Genomic DNA, 17,422 nt, shown 5'->3' on the forward strand with positions numbered 1-17,422 from the left:
TGGGCCCGTCCGCGGCGACCGCGGGCGGACACCGGCCAGCCTGCCCGGGCCCGCGGGCCGGACGGGTCGGCCGATCGGGGGAGCGGACGGACGACCCGGGGGAGCGGACGGACGACCCGGGGGAGCGACGGGTGGGCCGGGAGGCGCTCACCCGGAGCGCGGCGACGCCCAGTCCAGGACCAGCAGCGTCGCGTCGTCGAGGTGGCCGGTCGAGCCGGACGAGTCGATCAGCGCCCCGGCCAGTGCCTCCGGCCCCCGCGACCGGTGCTCCGCCACGATCGTCCGCACCCGCTCCAGCCCCGCGTCCAGGTCCTCGTCGGGGCCCTCCACCAGACCGTCCGTCAGCAGTGTCAGCACCGCCAGCCCGGCCAACGGCTCGCGCGCCACCGGGTACTCCGCGCCCGTCAGCACCCCCAGCGGCGGTCCCGGCTCGGGCGCGAGCAACGCCGTCCCGCCGTCCACCAGCCCGAGCACCCCCGGGACGTGGCCCGCCGACGCGGCCTCCAGCACGCCGGCGACCGGATCCACCTCGGCATAGCTGCACGTCGTGAACAGGACCCCGCCCAGCGAGCACACCAGCTCGTTCGTCGCCGTCAGCACCCGCTGCACGCCCACCCCCGTCCACGCGTACGCGCGCAGCGCCGTCCGCACCTGCCCCATCACCGCCGCCGACTCGACCCCGTGCCCCTCGACGTCACCGATGCTCACGCCCAGGCCGCCGGCGGGCAGCCGGAACACGTCGTACCAGTCACCGCCCACCCCCGCCCCGTCGCGGGCCGGCTGGTAGCGGCAGGCCATCCGCAGCCCCGCCAGCCCCGGCACGCCCGTCAGGTCCGGCAGGTCGTGCGGCAGCAGCGCCTTCTGGACCGCCTGCCCCAGCGCCAGCCGGTCCTGCACCAGCGCCGACCGCTCCAGCGCCTGGCTGGTCAGACCCGCCAGGGCCAGCAGCGTCGCCCGCTCCTCCACGGAGAAGTCGTGCCGGGTCGCGTACGCCAGCACCAGCGCCCCCGTCGCGTCACCGCCGCACCGCAGGGGCAGCAGCGCCCACGACTCGCCGGGCGCGGATTCGACCCGCTCGTGCGGTTCACCCCGGCACAGCGCACGCAACTGCGCGCGCGAGGACGCGAAGTGCGCCCGGCGCTCCTCCAGGACCCGGGTCACGGGCAGTGACGGATCATCGACCCGCACCCCGTTCAGGACCTTCGCGGACCCCACCCCGGTGCCGGACGCCGCCAGCGGCACGAGCCGCCCCTCCTCCGGGACCAGGACCACCGCCCCGGCCGCGTCGACCGCCTGGTGGAAGGGGCCGGTCACGGCGGACGCCACGTCCGCCACCGTCGAGGCCCCGAGCAGCGCGGTGGCCACCTCCTCGATCATGGCCGCCCGCTCCGTCTCCGAGAGCAGCCGCTGCCGCAGCCGGCCGCTGCGCCGCACCTCCTCGGTGACCTCGCGCGTCACCCCGACGAGCCAGCGGTGGGGCGGGTCGCCCAGCTCGTGCACCCGGCCGTCGACGTGCATCCAGCGCAACCGCCCCCGGCCGTCCCGCATCGCGTACCGGGTCTCCAACCGGTCCGAGCCCTGCGAGATCCGGGAGGACACCCGCAGCATCCGCTCCCGGTCCTCGGGTTCCATCGCCGCCAGCACCTGCTGGCCGGTCCGTCCCGTGGCCGCGTCCATCGGCAGGCCGAACAGGGACTGCGAACCGGCGAACCACCGCTCCTCGCCGGTCGCCAGGTCGTACGCCCACACCGCCACCCCGGCGGTCAGGAGCGCCAGTCGCAGCGTCGGGTCCAGGGCCTCGTCGGCTTCGGTCAGCTCCCGGACCTGGGCCAGCCAGAGGGGCGAGGGCCCGGCCGGTCCGTTCCCGCCGTCCCGTCGGTCGGGCTCGATCCGGCGTACGGACAGCAGGACCGACCGGTCCCGCCCGGGCGTGCCGTGGCGGGGCGGCAGCCGCAGCACCGTGGCGGCCGGACGCTCGGGGGTACGGGCCGCCCGCACGGTGGCCCGGGCCGAGACCCGGGCCCGGCCGGACAGCCGGGCGGTCCACCTCACGGGCGTCGCGCCCTCCGGCGGGTCACCCAGCAGCGCCGACCAGGCGGCGTTGGCGGCCAGCTCCAGGCCGTCGCGGTCCAGGAGCGCGAGGCCGACGGTCGCGTGCTCGAAGGCCAGCCCGGAGAGGTCCGCCCCGGCCGACGGGTCCGCCTCGGGTGCGGTCGTCCCGGTGTGCGGGACGGGGTCCGGCGCGGTTCGCCGAGGTGTCCGGCCCATGGCTGCCCTCCGCGTGGTCGCCCGGCCCGTCCGCGCACCGGCGGCTGCCCGCGGCACGGCGCGGGCGGCCCGGTGGGCGGGTCGGGTGAGTGGCCGGTTGGTGGATCCAGCGTGGCACGCGGCCACGGCGGGCGCAGATCGGGCGGAGTCCGGGGCCGGTCCCGCGTGTGCGCGTCATTCGAGCAGGCCGCGCCGCATGGCCTCGGCGACGGCGGCGGCCCGGTCGGAGACGCCGAGCTTCTCGTACAGCCGCTGGGCGTGGGTCTTCACGGTGCTGGCCCCGAGGAACAGCTCGGCCGCGACCTGCGGGATGCTCCGCCCGGCGGCGAATCCGGTGAGCACCTGCCGTTCGCGCTCGGTGAGCACCGTGGTGTCGCGGTCGGCGCGCATCCTGATCTCCTCGACCAGGCCGCCGGCCAGGTCCGGGGCGACGACCTGCTTGCCGTGCGCCACCTTCAGCACGGCGTCCACGATCTCGGAGCGTCGTGAGTCCTTGGCCAGGTAGCCGCTCGCGCCCTCCTCCAGGGCCCGGAAGACCACGGCGCTGTCGGTGGTCGCCGACAGCAGCAGCACCCGGGTGGGCAGGTGGTCGCGGGCCACCGCGTGCGCCACCGCGATGCCGTCCAGACCCGGCAGGCGGTAGTCCACGAGCGCCACCTGGGGTTCCAGGCGGCGCACCGCCTCCAGGGCCGCGCGGCCGTCCTCCGCCTCGGCCACCACGGTGATCTGCCCGCTGGCCTGGAGGCCGCGGGTGATGCCCTCCCGGTACACCGGGTGGTCGTCCGCCACCACCACCGTGACCCGCTCGTCCGTCATCGGCATCGCGCACCGCCTCGCCTCGCGCCTCGTCACCGCACACTCGTGCGCCGCAGGCCCTCGCCACCACCATAAGGAGCCCCCGGCGCCCCTGCCCGTCCCGGACTGTGGCGGTCCGGCACGTCTCCCGGCCCCCGGCCGTCATCCCCCCGATCCGCCGAACGGAGGACCGGCCGGCCCTGCGGCCGTCCGTAGCCTGGCGCCGACGGGCCGCGGACGACGGTCCGACGTACCGGAGCCGGAGGCTCGCCATGACCACCAGCAGCGCACTGGCCCCCCGTACCTGCACGCTCGCGCTGGACGGGCTGCCCGTCCTCGCCGTCCACGGGATCTGCGGTCTGACCTGCGGGCCGGAGGTGTTGCGCTGTACCGGCGCCACCACCGTGGAACAGGTGCTCGCCCTGGCGCGGCCGGACGCGCGGCGCCACGGGCGGATCACCCTGGCTCTCCGCCCCGAGTCCGCTGCCGCCCTGGTCCGCACCCGCCGGTCCGAAGGGGCCGGCCCGACTGCGGAGGCGGTGGTGACGGTCTCCGATTCCCACCAACGGCTGCGCCGACTGCGGCTGTTGAACGCCAGGGTCTCCGCGCTGACCAACCCCGCACGCTCGCCCGCCCCTTCGGAAGCGGGCTACGAGCACGTCACGATCCTCTACCGGAACTGCCGCTCCGAATGGGCCGATTGATCCCCGAAGGCCGGAGGAGAGGCGGCGCGCGATGAGTACACCCGGCAACTCCAGGCTGTCCCTGCGGCAACTCGAGTACCTCGTGGCCACCGTCGAGGAGGGCCGCCTCACCCGTGCCGCCCAGCGGCTGCACGTGACCGAGCCGACGCTCTCCCAGCAACTCCGGGCCCTCGAACGGGCGGTGGGCGCCAGGCTGCTGGTGCGCGGCGCCGACGGCACCCGCCCGACGCCGGCCGGCGAGGCGTTCCTGCCGCACGCGCGGCGCGCGTTGCAGAGCGCGGAACAGGCCGGCCTCGAAGCCCGCTCCGCCGAGGCCGGGTGCGGGCGCACCCTGCGGCTGGCCGTCCCGCCCTCGTACCTGCCCGGGCTGCTGCCCGCGCTCGCCGCCTGGGCGAGGGCGGACACCGGGACCGACCTGCTCGTCGAGGGGCCGCCGAGCGGGCGCCCGCCGCAGCACCAAGTCCTGTCCGGGGCAGCCGACTTCGGCGTCGGCAGCCGGCCGCGGCACTGGGCCGGCACGCTGTGGCCGCTGTACTCCGAGGACCTCCTCGTCGTCTGCCCGCCGGACGACCCGCTGCGTGGCCGCCGGGTCGCGCCCGCCGACCTGAGCGGTCGGCGCTGGATCCGCTACGACGACGACTGGCAGCCCTTCCCAGACTCCGGACGCACGGCGATGCCGCCCGGTCCGGTGATCCGGGTGCCCGGCGTCCAGGCGGCCGTCTCGCTGGCCGCGAGGGGGGCGGGGATCGCGGCCGTCCCGGCGGGCGCCGTCCCGCCGGCGCTGCGGCCGCTCACCGCCGTTCCCGAACCGGCCGCCCGCCGGGAGGTCGTCCTGTTCGCGGCGCCGGGGGCGCCGGCGGGGGCGACCGAGCGCGCCGCCCGGCTGCACCGGCTGGCCGGTGGAACCTGCGGGCGGGACGGCGGAGGCGGCGACCGGGCGCAGGGGTGAGCCTGCCGCCGGCCGGGACGAAGGCGCCGGTAGAAGTCGTCTATCGGCCCTTCGGTTTCCGCCGCCGGGTCTGGATCTCGGTGCGAAGCCCCTGTTGGCTCCCCTCATGAGCCGACGACGGCTCTTCCCGCTCCGGTGCGGAGCGTCCTCGGACCCGGAACGCGTCGTGGTCGGCGCGAACGAGAGGGGTTTTCCATGGTGAAGCGTGTGAACGGAGCCCGCGGCGCGGCGACCGTGCTCGGGACGGCAGGCCTGGTGGCGGCGGTGGTGGCCGGGTTCCCCGGCAGTGCCTCGGCCGCGGGCGCGGCCGAGAAGCCCACCCGGCAGCAGCTGATGGCGGACTGCGCGAGCGGGACCGGCAAGTGCACCTTCAACGATCCGGTGGTGCAGACGTCCTACCTGGGCGACTACCGGCAGGTCTCCGACACGCTCTACAACTGCAGCAGTTCGCCCGTGACGCAGGGGATGAGTTGGTCGGACACCGTCGGCTCCACCGACTCGCTGGACGTCTCCGTGACGGTCGGCGGCAAGATCGCCGGGATCGTGGACGCGAGCGTCACGGCCAAGTACGGCCACACCTGGTCGACCTCGCACACCGAGGGCGGCTCGCTCGGCACCACCGTCCAGCCGGGAGAGGTCGGCTGGATCTCCCGCGCCCAGGTGATGCACCAGGTCTCGGGCATGTGGCAGACCCACTACGACAACCCGCACTGGGGGCACTACTACTGGTACTGGGGGGACACCGTCACCAGCCCGGCGCCCAACGGGACGGACGGGGTCAACAACGCCGTGGTGGTCAAGAGCCGGCCGATGACCGCCGACGAGAAGGCCTCCTGCAAGGCGGGCAACGGGCAGGTGAAGGTCGGACCGAACCTGCACCAGACCGACCGCACCAAGGGGGCCCCGCAGGCTCCGGCCCCCCAAGCACCCCGCCCGGGCGACGACCTGCCCCCGACGCAGGAGCGGAAGGAGAACGGGGCCACCGGACAGCCGACCCCCACCGGGTGACCCACCGGTTCACGCCGATCGGGGCAGGTCCTGCTCGGCCGGATCCTGCTCGGGCAGGTCCTGTTCGGTCCAGATGGTCTTGCCCTCCGGCGTGAACCGGGTGCCCCAGCGCCGGGTGAGCTGGGCGACCAGGTACAGACCGCGCCCGCCCTCGTCGTCCGCCCCGGCCCGGCGCAGCCGCGGCGCGGTCGCCCCGCCGTCGGAGATCTCGCAGATCAGCCGGCGGTCGCGGATCAGCCGCAGCCGGACGGGCGCCCGTCCGTAGCGGATCGCGTTGGTGACCAGCTCGGTGACGACCAGCTCGGTGGTGAACACCGCGTCCGGCAGCCCCCACCGGGCGAGCAGGCCGCCCAGCTCGTGGCGGATCCGGCCGACGGCCTCGGGCACCGACGGGACGTCCCAGCTCGCCACCCGCGACGCGGGGAGCCCGTGGGTGCGCGCGGTGAGCAGTGCGACGTCGTCGTCGGTGGCGTCGGCCAGCAGGGCCCGCAGCACCCGGTCGCAGCCGGGTCCGAGGTCGTCGGCCGTGCCGATGCCGGCCAGGGCTCGGCACACGGTTTCCGGGCCGTCCCCACCCGCATCGCGGATCCGGCCGCCGTACAGGGCGAGGACGGTGGCATCGGGGAGGTCCACTTCGACGCTCTCGAAGGTGATCCCGCCGGTCCCGAGGGGAGGTCCGGCGGCCACCGGGAGGGGTTCCGGTGCCCGGCCGGGGCGGTGGACCACGGGGGCCGGGTGCCCGGCGCTCGCGACGCACAGCCGGCGGGTGACCGGGTCGTAGACGGCGTAGAGGCAGGTGGCGCCGGTGCCCGAGGCGGACCGGCCGCCGGGTCGGTGGGCGTCGGAGTGCTCCTCGTCGGAACCTTCCTCGTGGGCGAGTTGGGTGACGAGGTCGTCGAGGTGGGCGAGGAGTTCGTCGGGGGCGAGGTCGAGGTCGGCCAGGGCGCGGACGGCGGTGCGCAGGCGTCCCGTGGTCGCCGAGGCGTCGATGCCCCGGGCGGTGACGTCACCGGCGACCAAGGCCACCCGTGCGCCGGACAGCGGGATGACGTCGCACCAGACACCGCCGATGTCGCGGCCTTCCTGGCCGGGGCGGTAGCGCAGGGCGAGGTCCAGCGCGCGCTGGTCGGGGACGTGGCAGGGCAGCAGGGCCCGTTGCAGGGCCATGGCGATGTCCCGCTCGTGGGCGTAGCGGCGGGCGTTGTCGATGCTGATCGCGGCGCGCTGGACGATCTCCTGAGCGAGCAGCAGGTCGTCGCGGTCGAAGGCCTCCCTCCGCCGGTGACGGGCGACGGTGGCCAGGCCCAGCCGTTCGCCGCGGGCCGTGATCGGCACCAGCAGGAGGGAATGGACGGCGGCCGCGCGCAGGGCGGGCGGGAGGTCCTCGGCCCCGGCGGCGTCGAGCCGGTACAGGTGCAGGCCGCCGTCGGCGAGGGCGCGGGCCAAGGGGGAGCCCGCCGGGTACTCGACGGACTGGCCCGGCCGCGGAGTCCCGGGACAACCGTCGAGCGTGGAGGCGTGGGCGCGGCGCAGCGTGGTGGCGTTGGCGCGGTCGGCGGACCGGCCCTCGCCGGGACGCGGGGCGTCGTAGAGGTCGACGGAGGCGAAGTCGGCGAACCCGTCGGTGAGGGTCTCGACGAGTTCGCGCGCCGTGCGGGTGGCGTCCAGCGTGCCGCCGATGCGGTCGCAGGCTTCGTTGGCGAGCAGCAGTCGACGGCGTGCCCGGGCCTCGTGGGTGACGTCGATGATGGCGACACCCAGGCCGTTCACCCGCCCGTCCCCGGTGCGCAGCGGGGTGACACAGACGTCCCAGGTGCAAGCCCCGCCGCCGCCTGGCGGGGCCCCGTCCAGGCGGGTGCGCACCGCCGTCCCGGTCGTCAGGACCTGCTGTTGCAGCGCGCCCAGTTCGAGGTACGGCGGGTAGGGGTGGATTTCCTCCAGGGCGAGTCCGCGCATCCGTGCCAGGCTCTGCCCGGCGAGCCGGACGATCGCGTCGTTGGCGTGCAGGAGCTTGCCGGCGTTGTCGTAGACGGCCAGCGCGATCGGGGACTGGGTGAAGGCGCGGCCGACGAGGCGCTCCTCGGTTCGGCGGTCGGGTTCGACGAGCAGGACCCACCGCCAGCTGCCGCCGACCTGGGGGCAGGGGTACGCCTCGACTCCCAGCTCGACCGGGTGGCCGTCGCGGTGCCGGGCCCAGAGCAGGCCGGACCAGGCGCGGTGGGCCGCGACGGCGCGCAGGACCGGGACGGGCAGCGGCGCGGCCAGCAGCCGGGCGGCCGGGTGGCCGGTGACCTCGTCGGGACCGTATCCGAGCAGGTGGCGGGCGGTCGGGGTCCAGAGGGTGATCCCGCCGTCGTCGTCGACCACGGCGGCGGGCCTGGCCCGGTCGGGATCGGTTCCGGGGGTGCGGGCGTCGGTCGTGCTCATGGAGGGCCTCCGTTCTCCGGGCTCTCCGCTCGGCTGTGTACCGGGCGGCAGGTGTTCCAGGTTCGCGGCGGCGGCCGGCGCGGGCCTCGGCCGATCGGCGGAGCGTGCGGCCGAGGCCGGGCCGCCGCCCGCCGGGGCGCTCGTCGGACGAGGACGGCCGGCCGGCGTCCACCGCGTGCTCCGCCGATCGGCCGACCTGGTCGGTCCGACGCCCTTCGTACGGTGGACGGCAGCCGGGGCCGCCGCTGGTCCCGGACAGCCGATCCCCGCCACCCCGACGGCACCGCGCGTGCCGCCGAGGACTCACGCGTGCCGCTGCCCCCGGCGGCGGCCGGCGCGGGAAGCACCGAAGGGAGCCACCCCATGACCACCTCCACCAACCGCGTCATCGTCGGCGTCGACGGTTCACCCGCCAGCCTGGCCGCGCTGCGCCGAGCGGCGTGGGTCGCGACCTGCCGGGGCCTGCCGCTGTGGCTGGTGACCGGGGTGACCCTGCCCGACGGCGCGGGCGCCTACCTGGACGACTCTTCGGAGACCGCGCTGCCCCGGATCCGGGACCGCCGTGCCGAGGCCCTGCTGGACGAGGCCTGCGCACAGGCGCTGGCCGACTTCGGCGACGGTCGGCCGGAGATCGTCCGGCGGATCGTGCACGGGGCGGTGGGCGCGAAGCTCGCGGCCATGGCCACCTCGGCCGGTGACCTCATCGTCCTCGGGGCGCCCGCCCGCGGCCGCCTGCGCCGGATCGTCTCCGGGCCGTCGACGGCCTGGCGGTGCGTCAGGACCGCCCGCTGCCCGGTGTTCCTGGTCCGGCCCGGCGAGGAGCCCGCAGCGGGCGCGAACCCCGCCGGACGGTCGCGCCGGTCCGTCCGCCGGTCCGCCCGCCGGGCGGACCGGTGAGCCGTCGGCCGGGCGGCGCGGCCACGGCGGTCCTCACGACCGCCCGGTGCGGTGGCGGCGCGCGGATCCGCTCCGATGCCGCCGCGACCGCGGCCGGACTGCGGGCAGCGGTCCTGGCCGGCCTCCGGTGGCGACCCGAGAACCCCGCGGACCTCACCTACGGGCTGGTCGCCGGGCTCGGCATCGCCGTCCCGCTGCTGCTCGGTGTCCTCGGCGGACACCCGGCGGAGGGCGCCGACGTCGCCACGGCCGCGCTGTTCGTCGCCATTCCCTCGCTCACCGGGGGCCTGCGGGCGCGGGCCGGGGCGATCGGGCTGCGCACCGCCGCCGTCACCCTGGCCGGGGTCTGGTCGGTGTACGCCGCCGGGCTGCCGTGGGCCGGCGCCGTGATCGTCACCGCCGCCGCCGTGACCGGGGCGTTGTGGCCCGCGCTCGGTGCGAACGCGGCGCTCGCCCTGCTGATCATCGGCGTCGACGGATCGGGCCGGATGGTCGGCTTCGCCGGGGCACTGCAACTGCTCGGCGGCGCCTGGTTGGCGCTGCTGGCCGCCGCCCTGTTCGGCGGGAGGGCGCTCCGGTCGCGCTCCCGCCGAACAGGACGACGGCCGGCCGGACCGAGCAGTGGCGTCCCCCGGGCGGAGCAGCAGGCGGCGCGACGCGGCCGGGCCGTCCGGCTCGGCCTGCTCGTCGCCGCCACGACGGCCGTCCTCACCGGTCTGGGCGCGATCCGCGGCGAGGGTCACTGGCTGGTCACCTCGGTGCTGCTCAGCTCGCAGGTCAGCTGTACCGCCACCGGCGTGAAGGCGGGCAAACGGGTGGTGGGGAACTCGGTCGGCGCCGTGGCCGTCACCGCCGTCCTGCTCCTCGCCCCGTCGCCGCCGGTCCTCGCCGTCGTCACCGGCTGCTGCGCCCTGGCCGCGTTCACCGTGCGCCCCGCCAACTACCTCTACTGGGCGGTGTGCGCGCCACCGCTGCTGATCCTGCTCGAAGACATGGCGAAACCCATGAGCTGGTCCGCCGGAGCGGTACGGGTCCTGCTCAACGTTCTCGGCGGCGTGCTGGCCGTCACCGCCGTCCACCTCCACCGGTCCGGTGCATCCCGGTGCCCGTGCCCCGGTCGTGACACCGACCGACCCGGTGGTGTGTCGGGCGGTGCCGTGGAGTCGACCGGACCGCGCGCCGTACCCGCCGGCGGCAGGCCCCGGTGCCGGGACGGCCGAGGCGCGGCGTCCCGCCCGTCCGCGTAGCGTGGCAGTCCGGGCCGCGGGGCCGTGCGGCCCGCCGCGGCCGGTCCTGCGAACCCGTCCGGACGGTGGGCCATGACGACGCGCTGGCGCGAGCAGCAGCTCGGCGGGATGTCCCAGCTGACCGCCCGCTACGTCGCCTGGCTGCGGCTGCCGTTCCTGCTGCCGCTGTTGCTGGCCGGTTGGGACTGGGCCGGGCACCGGATCAGCCCCTGGTACTTCGTCGCCGTCGCCGGCTACGCCGCCTGGGCCGTGCTGCGCCTGGTCGCGGTGCGCCGGGACCCGCTCGGCGGGCTGCGCACCGCGGTGTGGGCCGCCACCGTCGACATCGCCGCGGTCAGCCTGCTCGCGGCCCTCTCCGGCGGGCAGGACTCGGCGGTGCGCTACGCCTACTACGTCCTGCCGATGGCCAGCGTGCTCTGGCAGCTGCCGGCCGTCACCGCCTGGCTCGGCGGCGCCTGCGTGCTGGCGTACGCGCTGCTGGCCGTCCCGGTGCTGGCGCGTGGCGACGCGACGCGGAACTGGCTCGTGGTGGTGGACGAGGCCTACCTGCTGTGGGACGTGCTGGGTTGCGTGCTGATCGCCTGGCTGCTGCGACGGCAGGCCAGGGCGGTCTCCCAGCTCCTGGACACCCGCGAGGCCCTGCTGCGCGACGCGCTCGCCGCCGAGGCCCGCGAACGGACCGAACTGGCGGACGCGCTGCACGACAGCGCGGTGCAGAACCTGCTGGCGGCCCTCCAGGACCTGGAGGACGCCCGCCAGGCGGCGCCCTCACCGGAGCTGGACCGGGTCGAGGACGAGTTGCGCCGGACCGTCCAGGAGATCCGTGACGTCACGTTCGACCTGCACCCGCAGGTGCTGGCGGCGGCCGGGCTGGCCGCCGCGCTGCGAGCCCTGGGGGAGCGCGCCGCCCGGCGTGGCGGCTTCACGGTGCACTACGACCTGCCGCCCACCGGCCCGGTGCACGAGCAGGGCCTGCTCTACTCGGCCGCCCGGGAGCTGCTCAACAACACCGTCAAGCACGCCGGGGCGCGCAACGTCTGGCTGACGCTGAGCAGCGGCGGGCCCGACACCGTGCTGACGGTCCGGGACGACGGGGTGGGCTTCGATCCCGCCGTCGTGTGGAGCAAGCTGCGCGGCGGCCACATCGGCCTCGCCAGCCACTACGTCCGCGTCGAGAGCGCGGGCGGCCGGTTCCTCGTGACGAGCGAGCCGCACCACGCCACCACCGTCGAGGTCAGGATGCCCGCCGGGGCTGCGGGCAGCGGGGCACCGGGCGGCGCGCTCACGGCCGGGTGAATCGGGGCTGCCGGTTCACCCAGGCGCCCGCCCGTGCTTGCCGAGCCCCGCGGGTGGCGTGAGCCTGAGCAGGACCGCAGGTCCCGAGGACTCAGCCCGGGACCGCACCCGCCGTCGCGCCCGGGAGGCCGTCGTGACCAGGGCCGTCGCGTGACCGGGACCGGCGAGCGCGTCACCCGGACCGACCCGGGTACCCCTGGACCGCCCTGGCCGGCGCGGCTGATGCGACTGCTGCGGGGCGACGAAGCGCGCGGCACGTTCCGCCGCGCGCTGTGGCTCGTCCTGGCCGGCTGCACCGGGTTCTACGTCCTGGACTACGGCTTCGGCCGACCCCAGATGGCGCTGTACAGCGTGTTCGGCGCGCTGCCGCTGGTGCTCTTCGCCAAGCTCCCCGGACCGCCGCGCGCGCGGGCCCGCGTCCTGCTGACGGTCCTGCCGGTGGCCTGGCTGATGGTGACGGCCGGCACGCTGCTCGCCGTCACCGACTGGGCCGCGGCGCTCGGCCTGCTGGTCGTCGGGTTCCTCGCGTCGCTCCTGGAGGTCGTCGGCCCGCGCGCGGCCGTGCTCGCGGCGGCGGTGCAGCTCTACTACGTGCTCCCGTGCTTCCCGCCGTACGAACCCGACCAGCTCGGCTACCGCCTGGGCGGGATCACCGTCGGCATCCTGCTGACCGTGGTGACGGACCAGCTGTTGTGGGCCGACCCGCCGCCCGCCCCCTACCGGCTGCGCCTGGCCGAGGCGGCGGCGGCCCTCGCCGGTTACTGCGCCGCTGCTGGAGCAGACCCCCGCGACCGGCCGGACCTCGCGGACGCCCGGCGGCGCGTCGACGAGGCGCAGCGCGCCGCCCTGCTCGCCGCGACGCCCCCCGACGCGCGCCCGACCTCGGTTTCGCTGCGCGACCGCGGCCTCACCCACACCCGGGTGGCGCTGGCCTACCTCAGCGGGCGGATCGCCGACGTCGTCGAGACCGGTGCCGGGTCCGGCCCGGACGCGGGCCGCCTGCTGGCGGGCGCGGCGGCGGTCCTGGAACGGGTGGCGGGGAACCTGCGAAGCGCGGCCCGCGATGGCGACGCCCTCGAACTCGTGCTCCTGGTCAGGGACTTCGACGGTCGCCGGGAGCAGCGCGCTGCCGTCGGGGTGCCCGGTGCCGAGCAGCAGCGGGACGCGGCGCTGCGTGCGGTCGCCGAGGCCGTGCTCGTCGTGGACCGGGCGAGCCGGATCGCGCTCGGTGACCGCCTTCCGGCCGGCCAGGACCCGTCCGGCCCGTTCGGCTACGCCGTCCTGTCGACGCCCGCCTGGCTGCTGGCCCGGCTGCGGCTGCACCTGCACCCCCGCTCGGTGCTGTTCCAGAACGCGGTCCGGCTGTCCGTCGCGCTCGCGGTCGCCCGGCTGGTCGTGGGGGCGTTCGACCTGCCGCACGGGTTCTGGGTCCTGCTGGCGCTGCTCAGCCTGATGCGCACCTCCGCCGCGGACACCCGCACCGCCCTGCTCCCGTCGGTCATCGGGACCGTCGCCGGCGCCCTGGTCTCGGTGGCGATGCTGACGGTGGTGGAGCACAACCCGGTCTTCTACGCCGTGGCGACCCCGATCGCCTTCCTGGTCGGCTTCACGGTCTGCCCGCTGCTGAAGCCGTGGTGGATCCAGGCGATGATCACCCTGGCGATGGTGCTGATCTTCGGCCAGATCACGGACGCCGACTGGGGCATCCCCACCCTGCGCGTCGTCAACGTGCTGGTGGGCGGCCTGATCGGGACGGTCGCCGCGCTGGTGGCCTGGCCCAGGGGAGCGCACGGCCAGCTCCGCTCCGACGTCGCGGACCTGCTCGACCGCAGTGGCGAGGGCGTTCGCGCGGTCACGGACCGGCTCTGCGGCAAGCCCGTGCCGGCGACGGTCCCGCTGGCGGCGACCCGGCGGGCCCTGCTGCTCGCCCAGAGCACCCATCTGCAGTACCGGAACGAGCGGATGTACCGGACGGTGGGCGACCCGCCGTGGGGGGCGAACATGCTCGTCGGCTACGACGTCCTCACCGGCGGCTCGCTGCTGCTGGCCCGGCACGCGGCCGCCGGTCCGGCCGTGGCAGCCGCGGCACCGGCCGTCGCCGAGCGCCTCACCGCCGGAGCGGACCTGGTCCGCGCGGAGTGCGAACAGGCCGCGGCGGAGCTGCGCGCGGGCGGGGCCGGGGACCGGGGCCACCCCGGCCCGGCCGCCGAGGGCCCGGGGTCGACGGGGCGCACCGATCACGGGCGCGCCGACCCGGTGCCGGCCGAAGCCCTGCTGGTGGCCGACACGGAGGCCTGGTTCGCCGCGGTCGCCGCCGACACCGCCCGTTCCCGCGCGGCCCGGAGCGAGGGGTGGCCTCCGGCACCGGGGACCGGAGGCCACCAGGGCCCGGCCCGGTGACCTGGCTCGCCGTGGCGTTCGCCGTGCTGGCCGCGCTCAGCAACGCCTCCGCCATGGTGCTCCAGCGCGCCGCCGCCCGCGACGTTCCGCACCACGACGCGTTCAGCCTGCGGCTGATGCGCGACCTGCTGCGGGACCGGGTCTGGCTCGGCGGGATGGCGGCGGTGCTGGGCGCGGCGCTCTTCCAGGCGCTGGCGCTCGCGGTGGGCTCGCTGGCCCTGGTGCAGCCGATCTTCGTCATCGAGCTGACCTTCGTCCTGCTGATCGCCTGCGCCGCGTTCCGGCGCCGACTGCCGCCGCTGGGCTGGTGGGGGATCGGCTCGGTGACCGTCGGCATCGCCCTGGCGCTGGGAGCGGCGAGCCCGTCCGGCGGCCGGGACCACGCGCCGATGGTGCTGTGGCTGCCCACCCTGGTGGCGGCGGGCGGCGCGATGGCCGGGTGCGTCCTGGCCGCGCTGCGGTTCGGCCGGGGCAAGGCGAGGGCGGCCCTGTTCGGCGCGGCGGCGGCGATCGGGTACGCCCTGACCGCCGCGCTGCTGAAGTCCGCCACCGCGACGGCCGGGCACGGCGCCGTCGCGTTCCTCACCTGCTGGCAGACCTACGGCTTCGCCGGAGTGGGCGTCTGCTCGCTGTTCCTGCTGTCCAACGCGGTCGAGTCCGGCCCGCTGCTGGCCTCCCAGCCCGCGCTCACCTTGGGCGACGCGGTGATCAGCCTCGTCCTGGGCCTCCTGCTGTACGACGAGGACGTGCGCACCGGATGGTGGCTGCTTCCGGCGGCCGTCGGCACCGCGCTCGTGGTGGTGGGGGTGATGATCCTGCCGAGGGTCGAGTCGCAGGCGCTCGGGCCGCGGCCCGGCGGGCATTGACGGGCCCGGCCGTACCACGGGGTGTCAGGGGGCCGTCCGGACGTGGTCCTCTCCCCGCCGGTCCGTCGCGGCGACGGCTCCCGGCAGCGGCACGACCAGGACCGGCCCCTGGTGGTGCCGAACGCAGTAGTTGCGGACGGAGCTCTCGGTCAGCCGGTGGAGCAGCCCGTGCGAGCCGCCGCCGATGACCAGCAGGGTGCCCGCGTTTCGGGCCATGCCGACCAGGACCGGGCCCACCGGGCCGAGCACGGCGACGGGCGAGCAGGTCAGGTCCTCCGGTGCGCCGCCGAGGACCCGGGCGCAGCACGTGATCAGGCGGTCGCGCGCCTTGTCGTGCAGCAGCTTGGCCATTCCGCCCTCGGGCGGGAAGCGGAAGTCCAGGTACTCGCCCTGCGGCGAGGAGTAGGCGATCACGGGCTTCAGTTCCGCCCGGTGGCGGCGGGCCTCCTCGGCGGCCGTCCGCAGGGCCAGCAGGCTGTCCCGGGAGCCGTCGACCCCGACCACGACGCGGGTGATGGTGGTGCTCATGTGGCGTTCCTTTCCGCAGGCGTCGGCCCGGTCTTCACCGGCGCCCGGTGGTGGGCAGGTCGCGGTCCGCGGACCCGCGGGCCGGCTCCCCGTCCCGCCCGGTGGACGGCTCGTCGGTCACCACCAGCACCGGGCACTCGGCGTGCTTGAGGCAGTAGCGGCGGGTCGAACGGCGGCGCAGCCGTTCGCCCAGGGAGCGGTGCCCGACGCCGACCACGAGCATGTCGGTGTCGTGCCGGGCGAGCGCGACCAAGGCGGGCCCGGGCTGGGCGCGCAGCACGCTGGGGCGGACCTCGACATCGGCCGGGAGCGAGGCGAGGACGGCCTCGCAGGCCTTCGCCATCCGGCGCTCGGCCCGCTGCTCGCACTGCCGGACGGTGTCCTCGAAGGTCGGGAACGGCACCGGCTGCGAGGAGGGCATGGCCTCGCCGCCCGGGACGTCCCAGGCCAGGACGGGGCACAGCTGCGCGTGGTGGCGGGCCGCCTCCTCGGCGGCCAGCTCCAGGGCCGTCAGGCTCCCCTCGGAACCGTCCACACCGACCACGACGCGCTCGACGATCATCGACATCTCTCGTCCTCCTCGGACTCCGGCAGGGTCGCCCCTGCACTCGGTTGCGGCCCCGGACCGCGGGGCCACCAACCACGTTAGGAATCCGGCGGGCCCGGACCGGTCCGCCGATCGGCGGACCGGCCGGAGGACGTCAGCGCCGCCGGTCGGAGCCGGCGGGAAGGGGCCGGGAGCCGTCCGGCGACCGGCCGTCACCCGCCTCGACCACCGATCGGGGGACCTCGGCGAGGGCCTGTGCTTCCTAGCGTGGAGGGTGTCCACAGAGCACGGAAGAAAGGCTGGACAGCCATGGTCACAGAGGTGAAGCAGGTCATCGTCGGGGTCGACGGTTCGGCCGGCGGCAGGGCGGCCCTGCGGCTCGGCGCGGACGAGGCGGAACGGCGCGGCGCCGTGCTGCGGCCGGTGCTCGCGTTCGCGCCGCCGGAGGGCGAGGGCATGGAACGGCGCTGGCCGTCGCCGCCCGCGTACCGGCGGATCTGGGTGGAGGCGGCCGAGTTCCGGCTGGCCCAGGCCTGCGAACAGGCGCTGGCGGACGACTTCCCCGGCCTGGTGGTCGAACCCGAGGTGATCCGGGGCGAGCCGGGCGATGTCCTGGTCGACTGCGCGACCGCCGACCACGCGATGCTGGTCGTCGGCACGGGTGCGCGCAAGCCCGCCTGGCTGCACCGGCACCCGGTGCGCCGGCACTGCCTGAAGCACGCGACCTGCCCGGTGCTGGTCGCGCCGGCCGAGGAGGTGTGAACCATGGGGTACACGGAGACGGGACGCGGGAACGCCGCGGCGGGCACCCGACCCACGGGAGGGCGCCGGATCGTGGTCGGGGTCGACGGATCCCCGGCCTCGCGGCGGGCGCTGGCCTGGGCGGTCGAGGAGGCCTGGGCGACCGGCGGCGAGGTGGAGGCGGTGACCTGCTGGCTCTACCCGGTGATGTACGGCGCGGCGATGGCCCGGCCGGACGTCCGGGCGGAGAAGGCGGCGGCGGGGCGCACGCTCGCCCGGACCGTCGCGGAGGTGGTGGGGGCTCGGCCCGCCGTACCGGTCCGCCGACGGCTGCTGCTCGGCAACACCCAGGAGGAACTGACCGGCCGGTCGCGGGGCGCCGCCCTGCTGGTGCTGGGCGCCGCGCGCCGGCGCCGTGTGTTCGGCCCGCGGATCGGGCCCACCGCCGAGCACTGCATGAAGCACGCCGGCTGCCGGGTGGTGGTGGTCCCGGAGGCGGGGGAGCGGAGCGTATGACGGATCCGGCCGGGAGCGCCTCTCGGGGCGGTCCTGCGAGCACGGCAGCGCCCGGGGCATCGTGCCCCGGGCGCTGCCGTGCTCGCCGTCGGGCGGACGGCCGAGGTGCCGCTTAGCGTGTGCACGGGCATGCGGTGAGGGCCGGTGACGGACCGTACCCGCCGCGGTCGCCCGGTTTCCGTATCGACAGGGCACGGGTGACGGTGATGACGGCTTCCGAGCAGGGACGATCG

Annotated in this window: 15 protein-coding genes; 10 read left to right on the forward strand and 5 right to left on the reverse strand. The window is 76.3% G+C overall.

Annotated elements, in window-relative coordinates; translation table 11 throughout:
- Window positions 1–147 precede the first annotated feature (147 nt).
- Window positions 148–2,268, reverse strand: coding sequence for a SpoIIE family protein phosphatase (locus ACIP4P_RS28780; protein WP_400923308.1), 2,121 nt, complete (start codon window positions 2,266–2,268; stop codon window positions 148–150).
- 174 nt (window positions 2,269–2,442) lie between these two features.
- Window positions 2,443–3,090: a response regulator gene (locus tag ACIP4P_RS28785; RefSeq protein WP_400923310.1), complete on the reverse strand. Its 648-nt coding sequence runs from the start codon at window positions 3,088–3,090 to the stop codon at window positions 2,443–2,445.
- Window positions 3,091–3,335: 245 nt separating this feature from the next.
- Here ACIP4P_RS28785 and ACIP4P_RS28790 point away from each other — a divergent pair, with 245 nt between their 5' ends.
- From ACIP4P_RS28790 to ACIP4P_RS28800, 3 genes are all read left to right on the forward strand, one after another.
- Window positions 3,336–3,767 carry a hypothetical protein gene (locus ACIP4P_RS28790; RefSeq protein WP_400923312.1) on the forward strand — a complete coding sequence of 144 codons (432 nt, stop codon included), beginning with the start codon at window positions 3,336–3,338 and terminating at the stop codon, window positions 3,765–3,767.
- Window positions 3,768–3,798: 31 nt separating this feature from the next.
- Window positions 3,799–4,716 (forward strand): LysR family transcriptional regulator, encoded by a 918-nt coding sequence (locus tag ACIP4P_RS28795; RefSeq protein WP_400923314.1) that lies wholly within the window; start codon window positions 3,799–3,801, stop codon window positions 4,714–4,716.
- Window positions 4,717–4,911: 195 nt separating this feature from the next.
- A complete protein-coding gene (locus tag ACIP4P_RS28800) occupies window positions 4,912–5,724 on the forward strand; it encodes a hypothetical protein (protein WP_400923316.1) in 813 nt (270 codons plus the stop codon).
- A 9-nt stretch (window positions 5,725–5,733) separates the two neighbouring features.
- Here ACIP4P_RS28800 and ACIP4P_RS28805 read toward each other — a convergent pair whose 3' ends face one another.
- Window positions 5,734–8,151 (reverse strand): SpoIIE family protein phosphatase, encoded by a 2,418-nt coding sequence (locus ACIP4P_RS28805; RefSeq protein ID WP_400923318.1) that lies wholly within the window; start codon window positions 8,149–8,151, stop codon window positions 5,734–5,736.
- A gap of 363 nt (window positions 8,152–8,514) precedes the next feature.
- Here ACIP4P_RS28805 and ACIP4P_RS28810 point away from each other — a divergent pair, with 363 nt between their 5' ends.
- From ACIP4P_RS28810 to ACIP4P_RS28830, 5 genes are all read left to right on the forward strand, one after another.
- On the forward strand, window positions 8,515–9,048 hold the full coding sequence (locus ACIP4P_RS28810; protein WP_400923320.1) for a universal stress protein: 534 nt from the start codon (window positions 8,515–8,517) through the stop codon (window positions 9,046–9,048).
- Window positions 9,045–10,295, forward strand: a complete 1,251-nt coding sequence (locus ACIP4P_RS28815) for an FUSC family protein (protein ID WP_400923322.1) — start codon at window positions 9,045–9,047, stop codon at window positions 10,293–10,295. Before ACIP4P_RS28810 ends, ACIP4P_RS28815 begins: the two co-directional genes overlap by 4 nt.
- Window positions 10,296–10,367: 72 nt before the next feature.
- On the forward strand, window positions 10,368–11,591 hold the full coding sequence (locus ACIP4P_RS28820; RefSeq protein WP_400923324.1) for a sensor histidine kinase: 1,224 nt from the start codon (window positions 10,368–10,370) through the stop codon (window positions 11,589–11,591).
- Window positions 11,592–11,741: 150 nt separating this feature from the next.
- On the forward strand, window positions 11,742–13,991 hold the full coding sequence (locus ACIP4P_RS28825) for an FUSC family protein (RefSeq protein WP_400923326.1): 2,250 nt from the start codon (window positions 11,742–11,744) through the stop codon (window positions 13,989–13,991).
- On the forward strand, window positions 13,988–14,857 hold the full coding sequence (locus tag ACIP4P_RS28830; protein WP_400923328.1) for a DMT family transporter: 870 nt from the start codon (window positions 13,988–13,990) through the stop codon (window positions 14,855–14,857). The genes ACIP4P_RS28825 and ACIP4P_RS28830 overlap by 4 nt, the downstream gene beginning before the upstream one ends.
- A gap of 24 nt (window positions 14,858–14,881) precedes the next feature.
- On the opposite strand, the gene ACIP4P_RS28835 is transcribed toward ACIP4P_RS28830, so the two are convergent.
- Both ACIP4P_RS28835 and ACIP4P_RS28840 read right to left on the reverse strand, forming a co-directional pair.
- Complete coding sequence (locus ACIP4P_RS28835) at window positions 14,882–15,385, reverse strand: universal stress protein (protein ID WP_400923330.1); 504 nt, start codon at window positions 15,383–15,385, stop codon at window positions 14,882–14,884.
- Window positions 15,386–15,419: 34 nt separating this feature from the next.
- A complete protein-coding gene (locus tag ACIP4P_RS28840; RefSeq protein ID WP_400923332.1) occupies window positions 15,420–15,953 on the reverse strand; it encodes a universal stress protein in 534 nt (177 codons plus the stop codon).
- Between the two features lie 288 nt (window positions 15,954–16,241).
- Between ACIP4P_RS28840 and ACIP4P_RS28845 the strand changes: the two genes are divergently transcribed.
- On the forward strand, window positions 16,242–16,694 hold the full coding sequence (locus tag ACIP4P_RS28845) for a universal stress protein (protein ID WP_400923334.1): 453 nt from the start codon (window positions 16,242–16,244) through the stop codon (window positions 16,692–16,694).
- A 3-nt stretch (window positions 16,695–16,697) separates the two neighbouring features.
- Window positions 16,698–17,189 (forward strand): universal stress protein, encoded by a 492-nt coding sequence (locus ACIP4P_RS28850; protein WP_400923336.1) that lies wholly within the window; start codon window positions 16,698–16,700, stop codon window positions 17,187–17,189.
- Window positions 17,190–17,422 lie beyond the last annotated feature (233 nt).

Origin of the sequence: Kitasatospora sp. NPDC089509 (assembly GCF_044749365.1) — a bacterium.
Lineage (GTDB): Bacteria > Actinomycetota > Actinomycetes > Streptomycetales > Streptomycetaceae > Kitasatospora.